We start from the raw sequence: 20,335 nt of genomic DNA, 5'->3' as shown, positions 1-20,335 counted from the left end.
ATCGCGGCTAAACTCCTCGGAACGACGGCTTGTCCGCTGGCCGGAGCACCTTTCAAGCCGTTCGCGCGCACCGGCACCCACCTTCGCCCGATTCCTTCGTTCGACCGACTTCAGTTAATGGCGGCAACGGACTGGCTGCAGCTTTGGCAACGCAGGGCCCGATTACCCACCAGACGCGCTTGCCGAGCCGCGACTTTCGCAGCCGCCAACTGTTTCGGAACTTCGGCCCCCGTGCCGAAGTACATCGCGTCGGGTGTCTGGCCATGAAACGCGGCATGCGGGAGATGCTTGTTGTGCTGCTCCGCGTGGTGTCGATGTGCCAGATTTCGTTGGCGCACGAAGCTCGAATGCCGATTTTGGGCTTGGCTGGATAAACGCGTTGTCGGGGTCGGCGCCAGCTGTGAAGCCGGACCAAGCGGCGCCAGGTGTTCGCCGAAGCAAAGACCTTGCCGATTCGCTGGGCCAACCGGGCCAGCGTTCTGGTCGGCACATGTCGGTACTCATCGGCCGTGACCATGTCCCGGATCACGCCGACTTCGGCGGCCGTGAGTTGCTACGGCGAACTGCGCGGACACGACGCTTGGTTGGCCAGGCTGCAACGCGTCTCGTTGCTCCAGGCGTAGAATCTTGTCTGGGATAAACCGATGATGCGGAGGACAGGACGCAGGCTGAAATGCGATCGGGAACGGTCAATGGCCCGCAGCAGCAGTGTCTTAGCAGTCCCATCCGGCAACCGCACGTTGGCCAGGGAAAAGCCCGAAGATTTTATGAAACGCCGTGATGACTCCAAATACAAACTGAATCTCGATCCAGGCCGCCACCGAAGCAGTTAGATTGAACCGAGATCCACAAGAAAATAATGCCACCCTCGGGGCGTTAGGTTACCTCAGGGGCGGCATGAAAAGCGTTAGGGTCTGGACGCCGCATGCGCCACCAATATTGCGATGCGAATCCGGACCAGTTGTTGGTGACTTTGCCGGCCTTCGTTTTATACCAACTGCTGCATCCGGCGTACCAAGCGGTTTTTGCGAGACCGCGCTGGAGCTCGCGGTTATACGAATCTTGCACCTCGGGTTTGACCTCCAACGTCGCCAAACGCTGCGACTGAAGACGGGACAGGCATTGCAGGATGTAGTTCACCTGACACTCGATCATGAAAATGATCGAGTTGTGTCCAAGGTTTGTGTTCGGACCATAGAGTAGAAATAAATTGGGAAAACCCGACACCGCCACGCCCAGATAGGCCTCCGCACCATGCTTCCATACGTCAGCAAGTTGACGCCCCTCGCGCCCCGTGATTTCGATCGGTGCCAGGAAGCGAGTGGCCTCGAAACCAGTGGCAAAGACAAGCGTATCGGCAGCATGCAACGTTCCGTCATTGGTGATGATGCCATCTCGCGTGATCCGCGCGATGCCGTTCGTAACGACCTCGACATTTGGCCGAGCCAAAGCTTGGTAGTAGTCGTCGGAGATTAACGTTCGCTTGCAACCGGGAGTAAAATCAGGCGTCAGCGTTTTACGCAGCGCGGGATCCTGAATGTGCGACTCAAGATAACGGGTGGCACACCACTTCAGATACCAGGCGACCCAGCTTTTCCGGAACAGAACAAAAAAGCGGCTTTCACATTTCCAGTAGATCAACGCCCGCATCAGCCGCGCGTAACCGGGCGCATATTGAAACGCGAATCGCTCCCACGTGCGGTACGCACGATCATTGCGCGGGATGATCCAGTTGGCATGCCGCTGGAAAACGTGTACTTTTTTCGCAACTTCCGCGACCGGGGGAATAAACTGAATCGCGCTGGCGGCGTTGCCAATCACTGCCACGTTGCGCCCGGCCAAATCGTGTTGGTGATTCCAACGGGCAGAATGAAATTGAGCACCACCAAACTCTTCGAGCCCCGGAATCTCGGGCGTATGTGGCCGGTTGAGTTGTCCCGTTCCGGTGATCAGCACCTGGGCGGTAAACTCCTCACCGCTGGTGGTTCGCAAACGCCAGATACCCGCCGCCTCGTCGAAGCTGGCGTTAGCGACTTCGAAACCAAACCGCACATGGCGGTGCAGGTCGTACTTTTGGGCGCAATGTTCGAGATAACGCTGAATCTCCGGCTGGCGCGAGTAGACGCGGCTCCAATCAAACTTGGGCTCGAACGAAAAGGAATACAGGTGCGAAGGGACATCGCAGCCTGCCCCGGGATAAGTGTTTTCCCGCCAGGTGCCCCCCACGCGATCAGATTTTTCGTAAATGGTAAATGATTCTATGCTGAGTTGCTTTAGTCGCATCCCCATGCATAAGCCAGCAGCGCCCGCGCCCAGGATAGCGATGGTCGGCTGGTGATTCAGTGGCACCTTCGAGGACTTTTCGGAACGTTGCAGCATGGTGTGTTTCAATCTAATACGCAGCTGTGTGTTGATTGCTTAGAGCCGTGCTGCGAGCCGCGACATTCGGGACTTTCGTGCGCGAGTTTTCGCCACCGACGAACCGGAAATCCCGGGAATGGCGACATTATGGGGCAGCGGCTACCACCACGCCACCCGAACCGGGGAGTGTTTTCCGGCATTCAGATCGCTTCCGACAACGTCCGTGCCCACCGGCACCCAACTTCGCCCGATTCCTTCGTTCGACCGGCGTCAGTTGCTGATGGCCACTGGTTCGCTGCAACTCTGGCAGCGGACGGCCCGATTGCCCGCCAGACGCGAGCGGAGGCCAACCGGAGGCGGACCTGTAGCGCGTGAGCCGGTGACCGTGAGCCTCAACTGAGCTTGGTACAGTAAAAAAACGAGTCGTCCGTGGTCGGAGTATGCGCGGCTTGGGAACGGCGAGGTGAAAAGCGAAGCTACAACGCGGGACTCGCGGAGAAACCACGGCTCGGGTCTGCCAAGTCAGGACGGGCATGGACTAAACTGGCGAGAACTCGCGCAGAAAAATCCAGAAGGTCGTGACACACTGCACGCCAGAATACCACAGAGGACCAGTTGCCACCGGTATCGCTCTAACGGAATCCGCGAGCCAATTCCCATATTCTATTCCTAAGTCCGCGCACGGACGAACCAGCGCCAAATGGTTCCCCACTCCTCAAAATGGACGCCGGGCTTGCCTGTCGTTACTATGGAGAAAGAACGTCCTCTCAGGCGCGTTCCCTTAGGCGCAAAGTGCATTGGAGCCTGAGAAAAGTGAAAGTCCGTTCCCGCCGACCGTCCCTGTGTGATGGTCCCTATGCGTGAGCTTCCTCCTCACCTCGCATCGTCCTATAGTCATTGAAATACGCCATGCCACGACTCACACTTGCGATCGTTGCTCCCCTCGTGCAGTTCTTGTCACTGGCTGCCGCCGCGGATGGCAAGATCGAGTTCAACCGCGACATCCGGCCAATCCTGGTCGATAACTGCTTCGCCTGCCACGGAGCCGATTCCGCGGCCCGCAAGGCCGATTTGCGGCTTGACCAGCGCGAGGCGGCGATCGAGAGCACGGCGATCGTGCCGGGGAAAATCTCGGAGAGCGCCCTCATCGCCCGGATCATGTCGACTGATCCGAAAGAGATCATGCCGCCGCCGGCCACGAAGAAGAGCCTCAAGCCGGCTCAGCAGGAACTGCTGAAGCAATGGATCGCAGAGGGAGCGGAATATCAGAAGCATTGGTCATTCATCGCGCCCGTGCGTCCGCCGTTGCCCGAAGTGAAGGACAAAGCCTGGGCGAAAAACCCGATCGATGCGTTCGTGCTCGCGAAGCTGGAATCGCTTGGACTGAAGCCAGCGCTGGAAGCCGATAAACGCACGATTGCGCGGCGGCTGAGCCTCGACATCACCGGTCTGCCGCCCGATCCGGCCGTCGTGGAAACCTACATAAAAGATGAATCGCCAAATGCGTATGAGAAACTGATTGACAAATTGCTCGAATCGCCACAATGGGGCGAGCATCGCGGCCGGCATTGGCTGGACGTTGCGCGTTACGCCGATACGCATGGCATTCACTTCGATAACTATCGCGAGATCTGGTCCTATCGCGATTGGGTCATCAAGGCCTTCAACGAGAACAAGCGGTTCGATGTCTTCACGGTCGAGCAGCTCGCCGGCGATCTGCTCCCCAATCGCACGCTCGATCAGCAGATTGCCTCGGGCTTCAATCGTTGCAACATCACGACGAACGAAGGGGGCGCGATCGCGGAGGAATATCTCGTCCTGTACAACCGCGAACGGACCGAAACGGTCGCCCAGACCTGGCTCGGCATGACCGCTGGCTGCGCCGTCTGCCACGATCACAAGTTCGATCCGCTCAGCCAAAAAGAGTTCTATGAGTTGGCCGCGTTTTTCAATAACACGACGCAAGCGGCGATGGACGGGAACATTCCCAATACGCCCCCGATCATGCAGGTGCCGAAGCCGGAAGATCAGGCCCGTTATTTCACGCTCGACGGTGAAATTGCCGGAGCGACCGCCGCCCAGGCTGCGCGGAAACAACAGGCCCGCGGCGAGTTCGACCGCTGGCTAGCGACCGCGGGCAGCGATACGAACTCGGCGGCCGCCACGATTCCCACGGAAAAACTGTATCTCTCGGCTGCGCTGAGCGAAGGCCAGGGTCGGACTACGAAGATTCAGGTGGACGGCAAGGATCGCGAAGTCCCGCTGACGGAGAAGGGCAGCTGGCAGCCGGGCAACTCGGGACCGGCGTTGCAAACGACCGGGGCGGCCTTGGAACTCGCTGACGTCGCCAATTTCGAGCGCGATCAGCCGTTCTCCACTTCGGCTTGGATCAAGCTCAACCCCAACGATTCGGCCGGCGCGATCGCCGCCCGGATGGATAACGCCAACAAGTACCGCGGCTGGGATTTCTGGGTCCAGGCCCGTCGCGTCGGCACGCATATTGTTAACGCCTGGCCCGATAACGCGCTCAAGGTCGTCGCCGAGACCCAGGTTCCCGGCAACCAATGGACGCACGTCGCCGTCACCTACGATGGCTCGTCGAAGGCCAGCGGCGTGAAGTTCTATTACGACGGTAAAGAACAGAAGACGAACGTCGAAGCGGACAAGCTCTCTGCGACCACCAAGACGCGCGTGCCCTTCAAGCTCGGACAACGACATACGGGCGAAATCCTCGCGGGTGTCACCGTGCAAGATCTGCGGATTTATCAAAAGTCGCTCACGGCGGCGGAAGTGGAATCGCTCGCCAAGACGACGCGCTTCGCCGCGCTCCTCGCTAAGCCGGCCGATCAGCGAACGCCGGGCGAAAACGACGAACTCTACAACTGGTGGCTCGGCACGAACGACAAGACGTTTCAAGAGGCGACCGCCAACCTGAATGAGCTGCAGCAGGAGAAAGCGAACATCATCGCCCGCGGAACGAAGGCCTATGTGATGCAGGAAAAGGAATCGCCCGCGATGGCGTTCGTTCTGCAGCGCGGTGAATACGACCGCCGTAAGGATCAGGTGAAGCCAAACACACCCGAAGTCCTGCCCAAGATGGCCGACGACGTGCCTCGCAATCGACTCGGCTTAGCCAACTGGCTATTGCGAGAAGATCAGCCGCTAACGACCAGGGTCACGGTCAATCGCTTCTGGCAGGAAGTATTCGGCAATGGCATCGTGAAGACCTCTGGCGATCTGGGCGTTGCCGGCGATCTCCCTGCGAATCAGCCGCTGCTCGATTGGCTGGCCGTCGATTTCCGGGACGGAAACTGGGACGTGAAGCGGTTCTTTAAGCAAGTCTTCATGTCTGCCACCTATCGTCAGGCAGCCATCACGACGCCGGAAAAACTAGAGAAAGATCGCGAAAATCGCTTCTTGAGTCGTGGCCCACGGTATCGGATGGATGCCGAAATGATTCGCGACTATGCCCTGTCATCCTCGGGCATTCTGGTGCAAAAGCTGGGTGGCCCCAGTGTCAAGCCCTATCAGCCCGACGGAGTCTGGGAGGCGGTCGCCATGATCGGCAGCAACACTCGCGACTACAAGCGTGACACTGGCGAAAATCTCTACCGCCGCAGCATGTACACCTTTTGGAAACGCTCCGCCCCGCCGGCCTCCATGGAGATCTTCAACGCCCCCAACCGCGAGAGCTGCGCCACTCGCCGCGAACGCACCAACACGCCGCTGCAGGCCCTCGTCACACTGAACGACCCGCAGTTCGTGGAAGCGGCGCGATTCCTGGCTCAGCGCACGCTCAAAGAAGGTGGCGCGGATGACGCTGCTAGGTTGAACTTCGTCACGCAGCATGTTCTCGCTCGCTCGCTCCGCGCCAACGAGCTACCCGTGGTGCTGGATTCGCTCAAGACGATTCGAGAGCATTATTCCAATTCACCGGACGATACCAACAAATTGATCACCGTCGGTGAGTCGAAGCCTGACCCATTCATCAAACCAGCAGAGTTGGCGACCTGGACAATGATCGTGAACGAGCTGCTAAATTTGGATGAAGTGTTGAACAAATAACCACGATTTTCAAGGTGATTTTCATGCACCCTCTCCACCAATACCAACTCAACCTCACCCGGCGTCATTTCTTCCAGACCGGCTCCCACGCGCTCGGCACGGCCGCGCTCGCGACGCTCGCTGGCCAATCCGCGGCAGCAGCGCCGAACGAGAACAAGCTCGCGGGGCTGCAGCATTTTGCGGGCAAAGCCAAGCATGTAATCTATTTGCACATGGTCGGCGGGCCCCCGCAGATGGATTTGTTTGATTACAAGCCGGTGATGAACGACTGGTACGACAAGGATCTGCCTGAATCGATCCGCAAAGGGCAGCGTCTGACGACGATGACCAGCGGCCAGGCTCGGTTTCCGATCTCGCCGTCGAAGTTCAAGTTCGCCCAGCATGGCGCCGGCGGCGCGTGGCTTTGCGAGTTGCTGCCGTGGAAGGCGAAGATGGCTAATGACCTCTGCTTCATCCGCACGATGAACACAGAGGCGATCAACCACGAACCGGCGATCACCTACATTCAAACCGGCAACCAAGTCACCGGTCGGCCGTGCCTCGGCGCGTGGAGCAGCTATGGCCTAGGTTCGGCGAATGAGAATCTGCCGACGTTCGTCGTGATGGTCGCTAAGCCCAGCAACACCGAGCAAGTGCAAGCCATCTCGGCGCGGCTCTGGCAAAGCGGCTATCTGCCAGGTGAGCACGCGGGAGTGTCGTTTCGCTCTGCCGGCGATCCCATTCTCTATATCAATAACCCACCCGGCGTGCCGAGCGCAATCCGGCGCAAGACGCTCGATGGCTTGAATGCGTTGAACGAGTTGAATTTCAATGAACTCGGCGATCCCGAAACGCAGACCCGCATTCGGCAGTACGAAATGGCGTATCGGATGCAAAGCAGCGTACCGGACCTGACGGACTTCTCCAAAGAAACACAAGAGACGCTCGACTTGTACGGCCCCGACGTCAAGAAGCCCGCGAGCTTCGCGAACACAGCGCTGCTCGCCCGGCGACTCGTCGAGCGCGGCGTGCGGTTCGTGCAGGTCTATCACAACAACTGGGACACGCACGCCAATGTCGCGGGGCGCCTGCCCGATCAATGCCGCGACGTCGATCAGCCGTGCTATGCCCTCGTTCAGGATCTCAAGCGGATCGGCCTGCTCGATGACACGCTCATCATCTGGGGCGGCGAGTTTGGCCGCACCATCTACTCGCAAGGCGGCTTATCGAAAACCAACTACGGCCGCGATCATCACCCGCGTTGCTTCACCATCTGGATGGCCGGCGGTGGCATCAAAGGAGGCGTCGTGCATGGCGAAACCGACGATTTCTCTTACAACATCACGAAAGATCCGGTCCACCTCCGCGACTGGCACGCCACGATCCTGCACCTCCTCGGCTTCGATCACCAACGATTCTCAGTGAAGTCGCAAGGGCTCGATCAAAAGCTGACCGGCGTGGAAGAGGCGCATGTGATCAAGCAACTACTTACTTGACGAGCGCTCGCAGGCTGCCCACTCAATCCCGTGGTGCGGCAGCCGCCCTGTGCCGATTCGGCCTAGTGAAGCTCGCCCAAGCGTACATCCATCGACTGTAGTGCGTCAGTTTGAAATTTCATCGCCCCGGCCGGCTTGGGGCGATTTTAGCCGTGCTGAGAACCACAACATTGGGGAGTTTTCTGCGCGAGTTCTCGCCACTTGGGGTGCGGGAGGCCAAAAGATGTCCGAGTCCGGGCAAGAGAATCGCGGCTACACTCCTCGGAACGACGGCTTGTCCGATGGCCGGAGCACCTTTCATGCCGTTCGCGCGCACCGGCACCCAACTTCGCCCGATTCCTCGCTCGACCGGCGTCAGTTGCTGATGGCCACTGGCGCGCTACAACTCTGGCAGCGGACGGCCCGATTGCCCGCCAGACGCGCTTGCCGAGCCGCGACTTTCGCAGCCGCCAACTGTTTGGGAATGTCTGCGCCGGTGCCGAAGTACATCTCGTCGGGTGTCTGGCCATGAAACGCGGCATGTGGGAGATGAGAATTGTGCTGGTCCACGTAAAACGCGACGAGCTTCTGCACCGTTGCCAGGGTATCGAGCCTGTTCAGGAACAGCCACTGATGCTTGAGCACGCGCCACCAGGATTCGAACATCGCCCTCGGCGCGAGCCAGCCACGAGCTGTAGAGCGGGGTACTCCGCACCCGACTGCCGCGTCGATGTTCTTGCTGTTGCAGACTATCTCTCGCAGGCGATGATCATACCGGCGCTGGGTCCGGGTGGTTGAGGTCATCCCTCAATAATCACCGAAAACACGTCGGCGTGAAACTCAACGGGAGCGAGGAGAGTAGCCGTCCGAGTGGCGAGAACTCGTGCGGAAAGTCCCAATTTTCCTGGCGCAAAGCACGGTTGTCAGCATGGTGCAGATCGTAAGGCTTGAGACGCTGGGAAGTCTCAAATCTGCCTTACGGATTCTCCCGAGCAGGGCTAACACTACACTTTTCGACCGACCATCAGCCCCCGCGCGCTGCACTATTCGAGCGCCGAATATGATTACTTGGGGATCCGCTCCTCACAATCGGCAGAATCCCTAAACTGTACGATTATCATTAGCCGAAAAGACGAAGGGGTTTGTCCGTGAACTAACAGACGGTAGGTGTGGTGATGTCGAAGTTGAAACTCCTGGGCATTGTCGGCGTAATATCAACTGCCCTAGCGATGTTGGCGTGGGGGCAACCCAAGCCCGCTGTCCCAACGCATAGCGAGGACGCCCTGGCCGGCTTGATGCGAGCGAAGTTGGCAAGCTCGCAGAAAGTGGTGGAAGGTTTGATGGCCAGCGACTTCGACCTGATCCGCAAGGGTGCCGAAGAAATGGCGAAGGTCTGCGATGCAACAAACTGGCACGCTACCGACGACCAAGTCTACTCCCATTATCGTGCGGAATTACGACGCACCGCCAAGAAGCTAATCCTGCTAGCGGAGGAGAAGAACCTTGATGGCTCGTCGTACACTTACATGAACTCGCTCACCACGTGCATCAGTTGTCACGAGCACTGCCGACACGTTCTTCACATTTCTGAAAAGGGTCCTGATCTACGCGTCATTCCGATACCTACCACGGAGCTGGAAAATAGCTCTGATCGCACACGACCCTATCGGCGCTAGCCCTCAAATTGCACGCCTTAGCCAACTGTTCGCATAGCCGCATCACGCTTTCTTCAATTGCTCGATGCTTGCGATACCAGCCGAGCCCCCCTACGAACTCCAAGCCCGTTGTTCTAAATCGGTTCGGCTCCGCGGCCGTGATGCCTGCGAAATCGTTCGAGGTTCTCGGGTTTTGCGAGCACGATGAGAACATCCTTCGCTGCAAGCCGATAGTCAGCACTGCGCCCACGACCATTTCACCACTGGGCTGACTTACGGCCAGAATGAGCAGTGAGAATGTCCGCTACGCTGTGTTTCACGACATTCTGGACTTTTGTGCGCGAGTTCTCGCCACTTTGGACTTTGGCCCATGCCGGTCCCGGCTTGGTAGACCCGATCCGAGCCAGTGTCCCGGTTGGCACATGCCGGTACTCGTCGGACGTCACCAGCTCTTGGATCGCGTTGATTCTCCCTGTGCCCAACCCTCTTCGAACAAAAGCTCTCTCTTCCTGAAGACCGAAAGTAATTTTAAACAACGACTTCGCGATTTTGAGGTAGTTTCGGTGGCGGCGCGAATATACGAAATCTGCTTGTTGAAACCATTTACGTTCACCAGCGAACCGCCAAGTTGCCCGGCGAAGTTACCGACAACAGGATCGGCCAGATTGTTGTCGATCAGCGTGAACACAGCTACTTGCTTCGCCATGTCAGCAGGTTACTGAGGAAACACGAGGATGTTTGATTTTGACCACGTGAGCGGCGTTTACCGGAGTTTTGCTGACAATGAATGCCAGGGTTACTCCGACCTGTACTTCAACTTGGCCCATGCGGTTGCCGCCAAGGAGGAGCTTGTTGCATTCCTTTCCCCCTTGCCCGTCATTCAGCCCAATCTCTTTCTGGCTGCTATTCAATACCTTGCCGGGCAGGAGTGGATGCCAAAGTCGGCTAAAGAGTTAGAAGTTTTTGTGCAGCGGAGAGGTGTAGAAATAGCGACGCTAATGAAATTGCGACGCACGCAAACTAACGAAGTTGGTCGCTGTGCAGTACTACTGCCAGCATTGCCTGACGGTCCTCTCGCACTACTGGAGGTCGGTGCAAGTGCCGGGCTTTGTCTGCTTCTAGACGAGTTCTACTACGACTATGGTGACACAAAGATTGGCATTCCAGAGTCACCCGTAAGGCTACGGTGCCAGACTCAGGGCGTGCTTCCGTTGCCCGAAAAACTGCCGCAGGTTGTATGGCGAGCGGGGTTAGATCTTGCGCCGGTCAATTTACGGGACCAAACTGATGCTCGCTGGATGTCATCGTGCGTATTCGCTGATCATGTCGAGAGACAACAGCGGCTTCAGGCGGCGATGGATTTGGGCAGACGACGCGAAGTCAAGGTGCATCAAGGCAATCTTGTGACTGACCTAAGGCAACTAATTGACATTGCCCCCGACCACGCACAACTTGTCGTATTTCATTCGGCAGTGCTCAGCTACGTATCCCCTCAAGAACGAAATATCTTTGCCAGTAACATGGCCGATGCGTCCCGAGCACGTGACATCATCTGGATCTCGAATGAATCGAGATCCGTCGTTCCGGAAATTGCCGCGTTAGCTCCGCCGTCGGGTCCACGTCCGTTCTTGCTAGGCCGGACAACATTTCATCGCGGTGAGCGAAGAGATGAATTTCTGGCGTTAGCTCATCCGCATGGGGCAGAACTTGAATGGCTGCATCCACGCTATTAACTGAGATTTCAACTCGGCGTTCTCTGGTTACCTCAACCCAACGAACCACACGCATCCTGCGATCAGCTCAGGCCACGACCGCTTAAATAGCTGAGCAAGCGCCGAATGTCGACCGGTTTGGCTAGGTGAAGGTCGATTCCGGCGGCGGCCGATGCATCAACTGCTTCCGGCTGGCTGTGCCCAGTGATGGCGATGATCACAATCTCTTCAGCATCCGGCATAGCTCGCACAGCCTCAGCGACCTGATAGCCATTCATGATGGGGAGGCCCAGATCGAGCAAGATCACGTCAGGGCGGCGAATGTTGGCGATCTGCAAGGCCTGAAGCCCCGTGTAAGCCACGTCTACGGAGTGTGCGCACTGGATTCGCAGAAGCATTGCCAAGCTGTCAGCGGCGTCCTTGTTGTCCTCGACGACTAATATCCGCAGAGGCGTGTGAGATTCAAAAGTGTCAGACACGGATTGTCCTTGGCGAAGGGAGAGGAGAGCACCAGAGTTTAGCCTGAATCTAGCGTGCCTTGGCCAGTATTCGCGGCTCGGCAAGCGGGACGACAGCAACCACTGCTTCGGGCTAGCTCGGCCAAATTGGATGTCGTCGGTGGGGTGCCTACCGCGCTGGGAACCTGCAGTAATGGTGACCACGCTCTCCAGTTAGTATCTGCGTCCCGACCAGTACCCCGGATCGAACGAGGCCATTCCTCTTCGGTCCATGTGACCGAACCGAGTTCGTCTTAGAGAATCACTCGAATTGAGGTCGGGAAAATTAAGCTGGGATCGGCAACAGTTCAGCCAGCAGCTTGGCGAGTATGGCGTGATCCACCGGTTTGACAATGTGGCCGTCGAAACCAGCGTCTTTGGACTTTTGCCGGGCTTCGTCCTCGCCCCAACCGGTTAAGGCAACCAGCACCATCGATTTCCCCCACGGCTGGTCGCGAATCTTTCGGCAAGCGTCGTAGCCGTTGAGCCTGGGCATGCCAATGTCGAGCAAGACAATCTCCGGCAGGAACGTCGCAGCAACTTCCACGGCTTCCAGCCCGTCGAACGCCATTTGCGTTTTGTTGCCCAAGAACTTCAACAACATCGCGAGACTTCTAGCGGAGTCACGATTGTCATCGACGACCAGGATGCGGTGTGAGTTGATGGCCGTGGGCTGGTCAGCGGGGGGCAGTAAAGGCGTGAGTCGCTCGACCAGAATCGGAATCCGAACCACGAATTCGCTCCCCTGACCGATACCAGCACTGTTGACTTCCGCGCTCCCGCCGTGCATTTCCACCAGACTCTTTACCAGCGCTAGGCCGATGCCTAAGCCGCTGACGGGTCGCCCCAGGGAGGTATCCACCTGCACGAACATTTCAAAGATTCGAATCAGCTGGTCGGCGGCGATCCCCAAGCCGCTGTCCCTCACCCTGATCGTCGCCATGGCAGGAAGCAAAGAACTCTCGCTCGACGGATGGGCTCCTGATTTCGCATCACCGACTTCATCCACCGCAACGGTCAGCCAAATTTGACCACCTTTGTCTGTAAACTTGCAGGCATTGCTGAGCAGGTTGCCGACCACTTGCGCGAACCGGGTTGGGTCGGCATTCAAGTAGACTGGCTGCGACGGTAAGGTGAGCGTCAACGTGTGAACCTTCTCGTCAACCAGTGTGCGGGCTGCGTCGACCGCATGTTGGACGGCCGAGGTCAATTCAATCCGCGCCCGGCGCAGTTCAATCGTGCCCCGGCTGATGCGGCTGATGTCCAGCAAGTCGTCGATCAGCCGCGCCATCTGGCCCAGCTGGCGCTCCATCATTTCGGCGATCGAATGAATCGTCGCCCCATCGCCACCCTTGGTCAGGCGCAGCAGTTGAACGGCATTGCGAATGGGAGCCAACGGATTACGGAGTTCGTGAGCCAGCATCGCCAGGAACTCATTCTTGCGACGATCAGACTCCTTGAGTTCGCCTAAGAGCGAGTTCAATTTTTCATGATGGTGCTGCGACGTGAGGTCAGTGACCAAAAGGCCGATGGCAACGCCGCTCTCCGGCGGCAGGGCGTTAATCGTGAGAAATACTGGAACCAGGGTGCCATTGAATTTCTGGACATGCGTTTCGCCCTCGCTGGAACCAGCGCGCCCCTGCTGTAACAAACTCTCGTAAAAAGTTCGTGCGGCAAACGGGATGAATTCATGAAAGGCCACGCCCAACAACCGTTCCAGAGGTTTACCCACCAAATCGGCAAAGCGTCGGTTGCAGTAGGCGATCGTGCCATCAAGGCTCAACGTGATCGCCCCCTGCTGCATTTCTTCCACCAGCAGTCGGTAAGGACGGTCTGCAGATTCCAGCGTGTAAACCCGCGCTCCGTTCGGCACCTCGACCACAAACGCGTCGACCGAACCGCTGCGAATGGCCCGGATTGTCTCTTCAGCTTCTTCGAGCCGAAGTTGCAATTCGGCTAGTTCCGACTGTTTCACATCTGCCATGCGATCTCGCTCATTCTGGCTTGCGCCGCAGATCGAGACCCAACAGCACCCGATCCACGTTGGATAGATCGCCGATCATCCGGCGGAGTGGCGCCGGCAGCATTTTGACCAAGGTGGGGACGGCAATAATCTGCTCATCGATGGCCAGTTGTGGATGTTGATAGATATCGACCACTTCCAACTCATATCGTCCTTGCAGGCGCTCTTCGCAGATGGCTTTGATCGCGGCAAACGCTTCCGTGCTGCGGGCCGTCATGCCCGTGACATACAACCGTAAGACATAGCGCGCGTCCGCTGGAGGTCCAGCCACTAACTTTTCGAAGGCCGCAGACGAATCGATTTCCTTGGGCGTCAACTCAGCGGGCATCGGAGCCCTCCTCAGTCGTTGTGAGCGGTTTCGCGAGTCGCAGCTGTAATCCAACCAGTGTACGTTCCGTATTCGACAGGTCGCCGACAATCCGCCGCAGCGGTTCAGGCAACCTGCGCACTAGCGTGGGGATCGCGACGATCTGATCGCCGGCCGCCAATTGCGGATGCTGCATGAGGTCGATGACCTCGATCTGGTATCGGCCCGGCAGATGTTCTTCGCACAGCTTCTTGAGATTGCGAAAGGCGGCCACGGACTTCGGAGTTTGTCCGGCGATGTACAGCCGCAGTTCCCAAGTTTCCGTCTCTTCCCCAACCCCGGCGGGTCCTTCCTGGCTTGTGGTCGTCTTCATTTGCGGCTCCGTGGGGTCTCGTGGGAACGAGCGGCGGGCTCGGCATCCTTGAGCACCTTGTCGCCTTGGCGGCTGATTCCCATTCGGTCGCGATCCTGCCGATGGGTTTCCTCGCGAGAATTTTCCTGTTCGATGTCCCGCTTCGCCACTTCTTCTTCGGCCTCGAATTCCTTTTGCAAGGCAGTGATCCGGGCTGCGAGGGCTTCGCGCTTCAAGACGCGCTCGCGCTGTTTGGCTTCGATTTCTTGATGCCTGAGCAAACTGTCGGCCTTTTCGATGGCTTCGCGAGTCTGTCGCGCGGAGCCGGTGAGTACACCCTCGGCGCCGAGATAGACGTTTTGTAACTCGACTCCTTGATCGGTCAGCAAGAATTCGCGGAGTTGGTTGGAGTGGGCCATGCCACGCGATTTGAGGACATACATCACGCGATTCCTCTCGCCATCGAGTTCCAGATCACGGAGCAGCAGCCAGGTGTCAATGAGCGTCGAAACATTGACATCGGTTTGCTCCAGTGCCTCTTCCCCGCTCGTCAGACTCGTGAGGAGCGCCGTGATTCCCTGCATCTTGAGGAAGTCGATCAAGCGGGTGAGCATCACGCTGGCATCCTGACGCGTCCCGACCGCAGTCAGGCTGCCAACCGGATCCATGATCACGACGCGGGGCCTAAACTCGCGGACTAATTTGTGAATGGTTGACAGGTGCATTTCCAGGCCGTGGATCGCAGCGCGGCTGGCATGAAAGTGCAACAGCCCCTTTTCCACCCAAGGCTCCAGGTCGATGCCAATCGACCGCATATTGCGTAGGATTTGCCCGGGCGATTCCTCGAACGCGAAGTACAAGCAGCGTTCCTCACGCTTGCACGCAGCAGCGGCGAAGTGGGCGGCGATGCTGCTCTTGCCGCTCCCCGCGGTGCCGGACATCAAAACCGTGCTGCCTCGGTAAAACCCCTCCCCGCCGAGCATCGCATCCAACCGAGGAATGCCGCTCGAAATCCGTTCGGTGCTCGCTTTGTGCAGCAATCCCAACGACGTGACGGGCAAAACGCTGATACCATCCTCGTCGATCAGGAACGGGTATTCGTTGGTTTCATGCGTGGTGCCACGATACTTGATGATCCGCAACCGCCGCGTCGACATCTGATCCGTCACCCGGTGATCGAGAAGAATGACACAGTCCGATACATACTCTTCCAGACCGTGTCGAGTGAGTGTCCCGTCGCCGCGCTCGCCCGTGATGACAGCAGTGACTCCTTTGTCCTTGAGCCAGCGAAACAAGCGGCGAAGCTCGCCGCGCAGCACGGCGACATTGGACAAACCGCCGAAAAGCGCTTCCACGGTATCGAGCACCACCCGCTTGGCGCCGATCGCATCGATCGCGTAATTAAGACGCACGAACAGACCTTCCAGGTCATATTCGCCGGTCTCTTCGATTTCATTTCGCTCGACCCGCACGAAATCCATCGCCAGCTTTTTTTGCTCGACAAGTTCGTCCAAGTCAAAGCCCAGCGAACGCAAATTCTGCGTCAGTTCCTGAGTGGTCTCTTCAAAACACATGAACACGCCGGGTTCATCGAATTCGGTCGCGCCGCGAACCAGGAATTCCATCGCTAGCAGCGTCTTGCCACAGCCGGCACTTCCGCACACAAGTGTCGGTCGTCCGCGCGGCAGACCTCCTCCTGTGATTTCATCTAACCCTTGGATGCCCGTTGGGGCCTTGGCAAGGCCGCGCATAACGGGCGTTTGAAGTTCGGTGGCTAGGGCCATTAGGTTCTCATGACTACTGAACACCACGTCTCTGTGTGGCGGGAGCGCACCTCAGATCCAGAGTCCTCAATTGGCTACGCCCAGCGTGATCATATCGCATGGGGTGCAACTTCAACAGCAGAATCGCGTCGAAGTTCGCGGGTTCACCCGGGCGGGCATCGATTCGGTCGGAAATTGGCCTGAAATGTGAATGCTCAGCCTACATGCCCGCTAAACAGGGGCCAAAAAAAGCCGCATGGCTTGCCTTGAAAGTGCCGCTCATTCACACCTTCATCATTAAATCTGGCGTGCGTCGGACCGACACTCCGGAGCTGCCACCGCGCTCTCCAGTTAGTATCTGCGTCCCGACTAGTTCCCCAAACCAAACGAGACTGTTAACCAAGTTTCGGGCGAAAACAGAGAGCGGAGAGAGTTCGCGGGAGAGTAGCGAAGAAATCGGTCGCCGGGCAAAAATAGAGAGCGCGGTAGGAACACCGGAGAGAGTTCGGCACTCGCCGTAAACCCCTGCAGAGCAACGCGTAAACGACAATAGCCGGCAGAACTCTCTGGCCGGCGTTTCGCGTTAACCGTTGGGTCGGCCCAAGTTAGGGCCGAAATAGAAGCTCCCCGGTCGGGACTCTCCTACTAACTGCGCTCTCTGTTTTTCGTCTCAGATTGGGACGCGGTTTTGTGTTAAGCAGTTATGAGGAGAGTTCGGCCAGGTACCCCAGTCGTGAGATTTAAACTCGGGTTAACAGCTTCGAGAATGATTCGAAAGCCGTCTGTGAAGATGGGCTGTTAACCGTGGCACCAAGAGAATTTCTAGCGTCGCATGATCCCATCGCGCTCTCAGATGCGATTCAGCAACATCGATCCGGCACTTCCACCGAAAGCGATATACGTTTCAGATGGCCGATGGTGCCCCCGGGGTGCAAAAAAGAACGCACTCCCCTCATTCACTGCCTGAAATCCAGTGTAATTCGATGGTCAACGTTTTCAGTCACTCCTGCTCATGATCGCCGGTTCCACGCAGAAAGAACTGGTCCGCCTTCCCAGCGTCGTTGCTGCCCGAAGAATAGGTCAGGTGAAGAAAGAAAAACCAGAAGTGCGAGTTGATTAACCCATCACTCGATTAAAATTCGCCCTGAGGTAGTCGTCGGCCGCATCGAGTTCGGAAAAGATGGTGGCGGCATCTATCGAAAGTGACCAGTCATCGTCAGTCCAAACTTGAAACATTTCGAGCAGCGGTTTATTCGGCGCCTGCTTGCTTGGGAGTTCGCCCATGACTCGATCCGAAGTGATGATGAAAGTCTCGCCGGATTTGCGTCACGCTCATGAGAATACCTTGCTTCTGATTCGGTCATATTCGAGCCGCACAGAAACTATCGACTTAATGCGAGGGACGAGTGAGCTATGGCTGGTCCCGCTGCACGCCAAGCGGTTCAAAGCAATAAATCGAATTGTTTACATTCGGGCTGAAAAACAGCCGGCCGTTGGCGGCGATCGGTGTGGTGCAGGCCCGCGGAGCGAAGCCCAGGCTCTGCCAAATAATTTCGCCCGAATCGACGTTGCGGGCATACAAGCCGCTGGAGCTGACTGCATACGAAATCCGCCCGGTCGTTAGCAACACCGGTGAACAAGAATGGTCCGGGCAGCCGCCCAGGGCTTCGCGGCCATTGCGGATGATTGGCTTGCCGCTGGCTAACTCGCGGAGGATTCCGTGCCCGCCATAACTGCGCGTGACGAAAAAATCTTGGCCGAGCGACGGGCTGTGAGAATAGCTCACCATATCGACCTTCCACTTCAAGCTACCATCGAAGACCGAAAGACATACCATCGGAGCGCCCGACTGTCCGCCGAGATAGATCAAACCATCGCGGCCCGCCGGTCTGCCGTAGCCGTGAATATGGTGTTCGGTAGTTTCCCAGAGAACCTTACCCGTCCCGGGCTCGACCACGACTGTGGCGCCAAGTCCGGCGCCCCAAGTCTGGCCGCAAGAAAAGATCATTTTGCCATCGAGCACGCAGGTGCCGCCGGCCATAAGCTTGGCGTTGCCGGGCAAGTCGAGCGACCAGAGTGCTGCGCCCGTTTCCGCGTGAAAGGCGCGGGCTCGCGGTTTTGGCGGACTCCCTTCCAAAGTGATTCCTGCTACGACGTCGCCGACAATTACCGGCGAAGTGCGGCAAGTACCTTGCAGTGAACCCCACTCGGCTTGCCAGAGGAGTTGGCCAGTTTTCGCGTCGAAAGCGTTGAAGGCGGAACCTCCTTCTTCAGGCTTTCGCGCGCGGAGAGCAGACGTGCTGCGAGTAACGAATAACTGGCCCCGGTCGAGCAACAATTGCTGCCAGCCGCCGATCGGGCTATTGAGTCGTTGGCGCCAGCGAATTCGACCAGTGGCTTGTTCGAGGGCGGCGAAAGTCCCAGCCTCGGAAATGAAATAGAGGCTGTCCTCATCCGCGCTCATCTGCACGCGTAGATCGAAGGGTCGCGTTGCCCACCGCAAGCGGAGCGGCGGTTTCAATCGCGGGTCGTCAACGCAGCCGGTATTCGCCTGATCCATGCTGGCAACCGGCGCGCCGTAAGAACTACCGGTCGCCGGAACGGCGCGCGAGCGGACCGCGTGTAGGTCATTCCTGGGTTGCGGCAATTGGAGCTTGCCGCCTGCTTTCAGTCCATATAAATAGCCGTCGTCGCAGCCGAAATAGACCGCGCCGCCGCATGCGATTGGCGACGAGCCAATGGGCCGCCCGAGTGGCGTTTTGAACGTGAATGGGGTCGGCCTGAACTGCGGCCAACCTCCAGTCGATTCGACAGCGATGACGTGCAGTTCGCCGGTGATCGTGCCGAACACACAATGCCCGCGAGTCAGCGCCGGGGACGAAATGCACGATGTAAATTTCGACTGATCGAGCGTATTATCCGTCCGAGCCGCCCAAAGTGCCTGGTGCTTGTCGAAGTTCCACGCGTGTACGCCCATGTAATGCGTCGGCACATACGCAGTCCCCTCGCGCACAGCTGGTGTAGCGAACACCGCCCACACGGAACCGGGATACCCGCTTGAACGGAAATCTACTTTCGGATCAAAACCGCCGTCGGCAAGCCGAACACGCATGAACCCGCCGAACTGATCCGTTCCTGGATGACCTACATAGACCCACTCACCGTTGATCGCGGGGCCCATCGCAATGCCGGGATCCTTACCCAGCGGCGCGCGATTGCACCAAACCATCTCGGGCTTTTCCCCTTGGTCCTTCAGGCAGTACAAATCCCAGCCCATGTTCACGACGACGCGGTTCCCTGCGACTGCCACCTCTCCGCCGGCATAATGCGGATCGTGAAAGCTTCCGGGAAAACCCGAGGCGAGCTTGTTGGTCTTCGGGTCTTGATACGACTTGTAGTGATCCCAGCGCCAGCGTTCGGTGCCATTGAGGTCGAAGCAATGCACTATCGCCCCGACCGATTGCAGGTAAATGGAATCGTTCGCAAACACCGCTGCACCCAGAATCGGCCAGCCAACGTCGAAGCTTTTAATCAGCCTTCCGTCTTTGGCGTCGAGCACGTGCAGCCGGCCGGCAGTGGTGCCATAGTAAACTCGTCCGCGTGCAACGCAGACAGATGACGTATTGCCACCCATCGCACGATTGCCGTCGGGAGAAGATTGCCACAGGATTTTGCTTTCAATTGGATCAATGGCATATGCGGTTCCCATTTGATCGACGACAAAGACCGTACCATTCACGACGGCCGGCGAAGTGGTAATCGCGTCGTCCAGTCGCACACAGGTCGCGAGGCCGAGAGGAAGTTGCAACGCTTCCTCTGCCGCGTCCCCCGTATGCTCACTGTTTCGCATGAACTGCGGCCAATCGGCAGCCAAGCCGGGTGGCGGGAGAAAACCTGCGATAAACAGAGCGATGCTTCGTAAACAGATTCGGTCAATTGTCATAATTAGCTCTCCCATGCAGTGAGCCGTGTATATGGTCTGAATCTTACTCGCCCTGCGTCATCCAGCCTCTCGAAAACCTCAGATCTGCCAAACTTTAGAGGAGACTTCGGATGCCCGCGGCGTTAAATGGCTAAGTGATCGATTGCAAGCTAAGAATGCCAAATTCGTTGCGATATGCTCGCAAAGCTTCGGGAATTGCTAGG

14 protein-coding genes are annotated in these 20,335 nt (G+C 57.8%); 4 read left to right on the top strand and 10 right to left on the bottom strand.

All coding sequences use genetic code 11. The features are described from left to right. Nucleotides 1-876 precede the first annotated feature (876 nt). Nucleotides 877-2,391 (bottom strand): flavin-containing monooxygenase, encoded by a 1,515-nt coding sequence (locus tag ETAA8_RS31425; protein ID WP_238397623.1) that lies wholly within the window; start codon nt 2,389-2,391, stop codon nt 877-879. 879 nt (nt 2,392-3,270) lie between these two features. Between ETAA8_RS31425 and ETAA8_RS31420 the strand changes: the two genes are divergently transcribed. Then, nucleotides 3,271-6,426 carry a DUF1553 domain-containing protein gene (locus tag ETAA8_RS31420; RefSeq protein WP_145098470.1) on the top strand — a complete coding sequence of 1,052 codons (3,156 nt, stop codon included), beginning with the start codon at nt 3,271-3,273 and terminating at the stop codon, nt 6,424-6,426. 23 nt (nt 6,427-6,449) lie between these two features. Further along, the gene (locus tag ETAA8_RS31415; protein WP_145098466.1) at nt 6,450-7,901 is read left to right on the top strand and encodes a DUF1501 domain-containing protein; all 1,452 of its coding nucleotides are present in this window, start codon (nt 6,450-6,452) and stop codon (nt 7,899-7,901) included. 354 nt (nt 7,902-8,255) lie between these two features. Here the strand turns inward: ETAA8_RS31415 and ETAA8_RS31410 are convergent, their stop codons facing one another. Further along, a complete protein-coding gene (locus tag ETAA8_RS31410; protein WP_202921387.1) occupies nt 8,256-8,546 on the bottom strand; it encodes an integrase core domain-containing protein in 291 nt (96 codons plus the stop codon). Nucleotides 8,547-9,055: 509 nt separating this feature from the next. On the opposite strand from ETAA8_RS31410, the gene ETAA8_RS31405 reads away from it, so the two are divergent. Continuing rightward, complete coding sequence (locus ETAA8_RS31405) at nt 9,056-9,556, top strand: hypothetical protein (RefSeq protein ID WP_145088085.1); 501 nt, start codon at nt 9,056-9,058, stop codon at nt 9,554-9,556. Nucleotides 9,557-9,977: 421 nt separating this feature from the next. Here the strand turns inward: ETAA8_RS31405 and ETAA8_RS31400 are convergent, their stop codons facing one another. Then, a complete protein-coding gene (locus tag ETAA8_RS31400) occupies nt 9,978-10,241 on the bottom strand; it encodes a hypothetical protein (RefSeq protein WP_145098460.1) in 264 nt (87 codons plus the stop codon). 28 nt (nt 10,242-10,269) lie between these two features. Here ETAA8_RS31400 and ETAA8_RS31395 point away from each other — a divergent pair, with 28 nt between their 5' ends. Continuing rightward, nucleotides 10,270-11,268, top strand: coding sequence for a DUF2332 domain-containing protein (locus ETAA8_RS31395; RefSeq protein WP_145098457.1), 999 nt, complete (start codon nt 10,270-10,272; stop codon nt 11,266-11,268). A 62-nt stretch (nt 11,269-11,330) separates the two neighbouring features. Here ETAA8_RS31395 and ETAA8_RS31390 read toward each other — a convergent pair whose 3' ends face one another. The 7 genes from ETAA8_RS31390 to ETAA8_RS31365 form a co-directional block, all read right to left on the bottom strand. Further along, the gene (locus ETAA8_RS31390) at nt 11,331-11,726 is read right to left on the bottom strand and encodes a response regulator (protein WP_145098454.1); all 396 of its coding nucleotides are present in this window, start codon (nt 11,724-11,726) and stop codon (nt 11,331-11,333) included. 304 nt (nt 11,727-12,030) lie between these two features. Further along, nucleotides 12,031-13,728: a hybrid sensor histidine kinase/response regulator gene (locus ETAA8_RS31385; RefSeq protein ID WP_145098451.1), complete on the bottom strand. Its 1,698-nt coding sequence runs from the start codon at nt 13,726-13,728 to the stop codon at nt 12,031-12,033. Nucleotides 13,729-13,738: 10 nt separating this feature from the next. Next, complete coding sequence (locus tag ETAA8_RS31380; protein ID WP_145098448.1) at nt 13,739-14,095, bottom strand: circadian clock KaiB family protein; 357 nt, start codon at nt 14,093-14,095, stop codon at nt 13,739-13,741. Further along, entirely contained in the window at nt 14,085-14,447 is a 363-nt protein-coding gene (locus ETAA8_RS31375; RefSeq protein WP_145098445.1) for a circadian clock KaiB family protein, read from the bottom strand. The genes ETAA8_RS31380 and ETAA8_RS31375 overlap by 11 nt, the downstream gene beginning before the upstream one ends. Continuing rightward, nucleotides 14,444-16,210, bottom strand: a complete 1,767-nt coding sequence (kaiC, locus tag ETAA8_RS31370) for a circadian clock protein KaiC (RefSeq protein WP_145098442.1) — start codon at nt 16,208-16,210, stop codon at nt 14,444-14,446. The genes ETAA8_RS31375 and kaiC overlap by 4 nt, the downstream gene beginning before the upstream one ends. Nucleotides 16,211-17,305: 1,095 nt before the next feature. Continuing rightward, nucleotides 17,306-17,473, bottom strand: coding sequence for a hypothetical protein (locus ETAA8_RS35075; protein WP_202921386.1), 168 nt, complete (start codon nt 17,471-17,473; stop codon nt 17,306-17,308). Nucleotides 17,474-17,600: 127 nt separating this feature from the next. Then, nucleotides 17,601-20,132, bottom strand: a complete 2,532-nt coding sequence (locus ETAA8_RS31365; RefSeq protein ID WP_202921385.1) for a PQQ-binding-like beta-propeller repeat protein — start codon at nt 20,130-20,132, stop codon at nt 17,601-17,603. Between the last annotated feature and the right edge of the window lie 203 nt (nt 20,133-20,335).

It is taken from the genome of Anatilimnocola aggregata (assembly GCF_007747655.1).
Taxonomy (GTDB): domain Bacteria; phylum Planctomycetota; class Planctomycetia; order Pirellulales; family Pirellulaceae; genus Anatilimnocola; species Anatilimnocola aggregata.
Note: the sequence above shows the minus strand (reverse complement) of the source record. Positions and strands in the feature narration are given on the sequence as shown.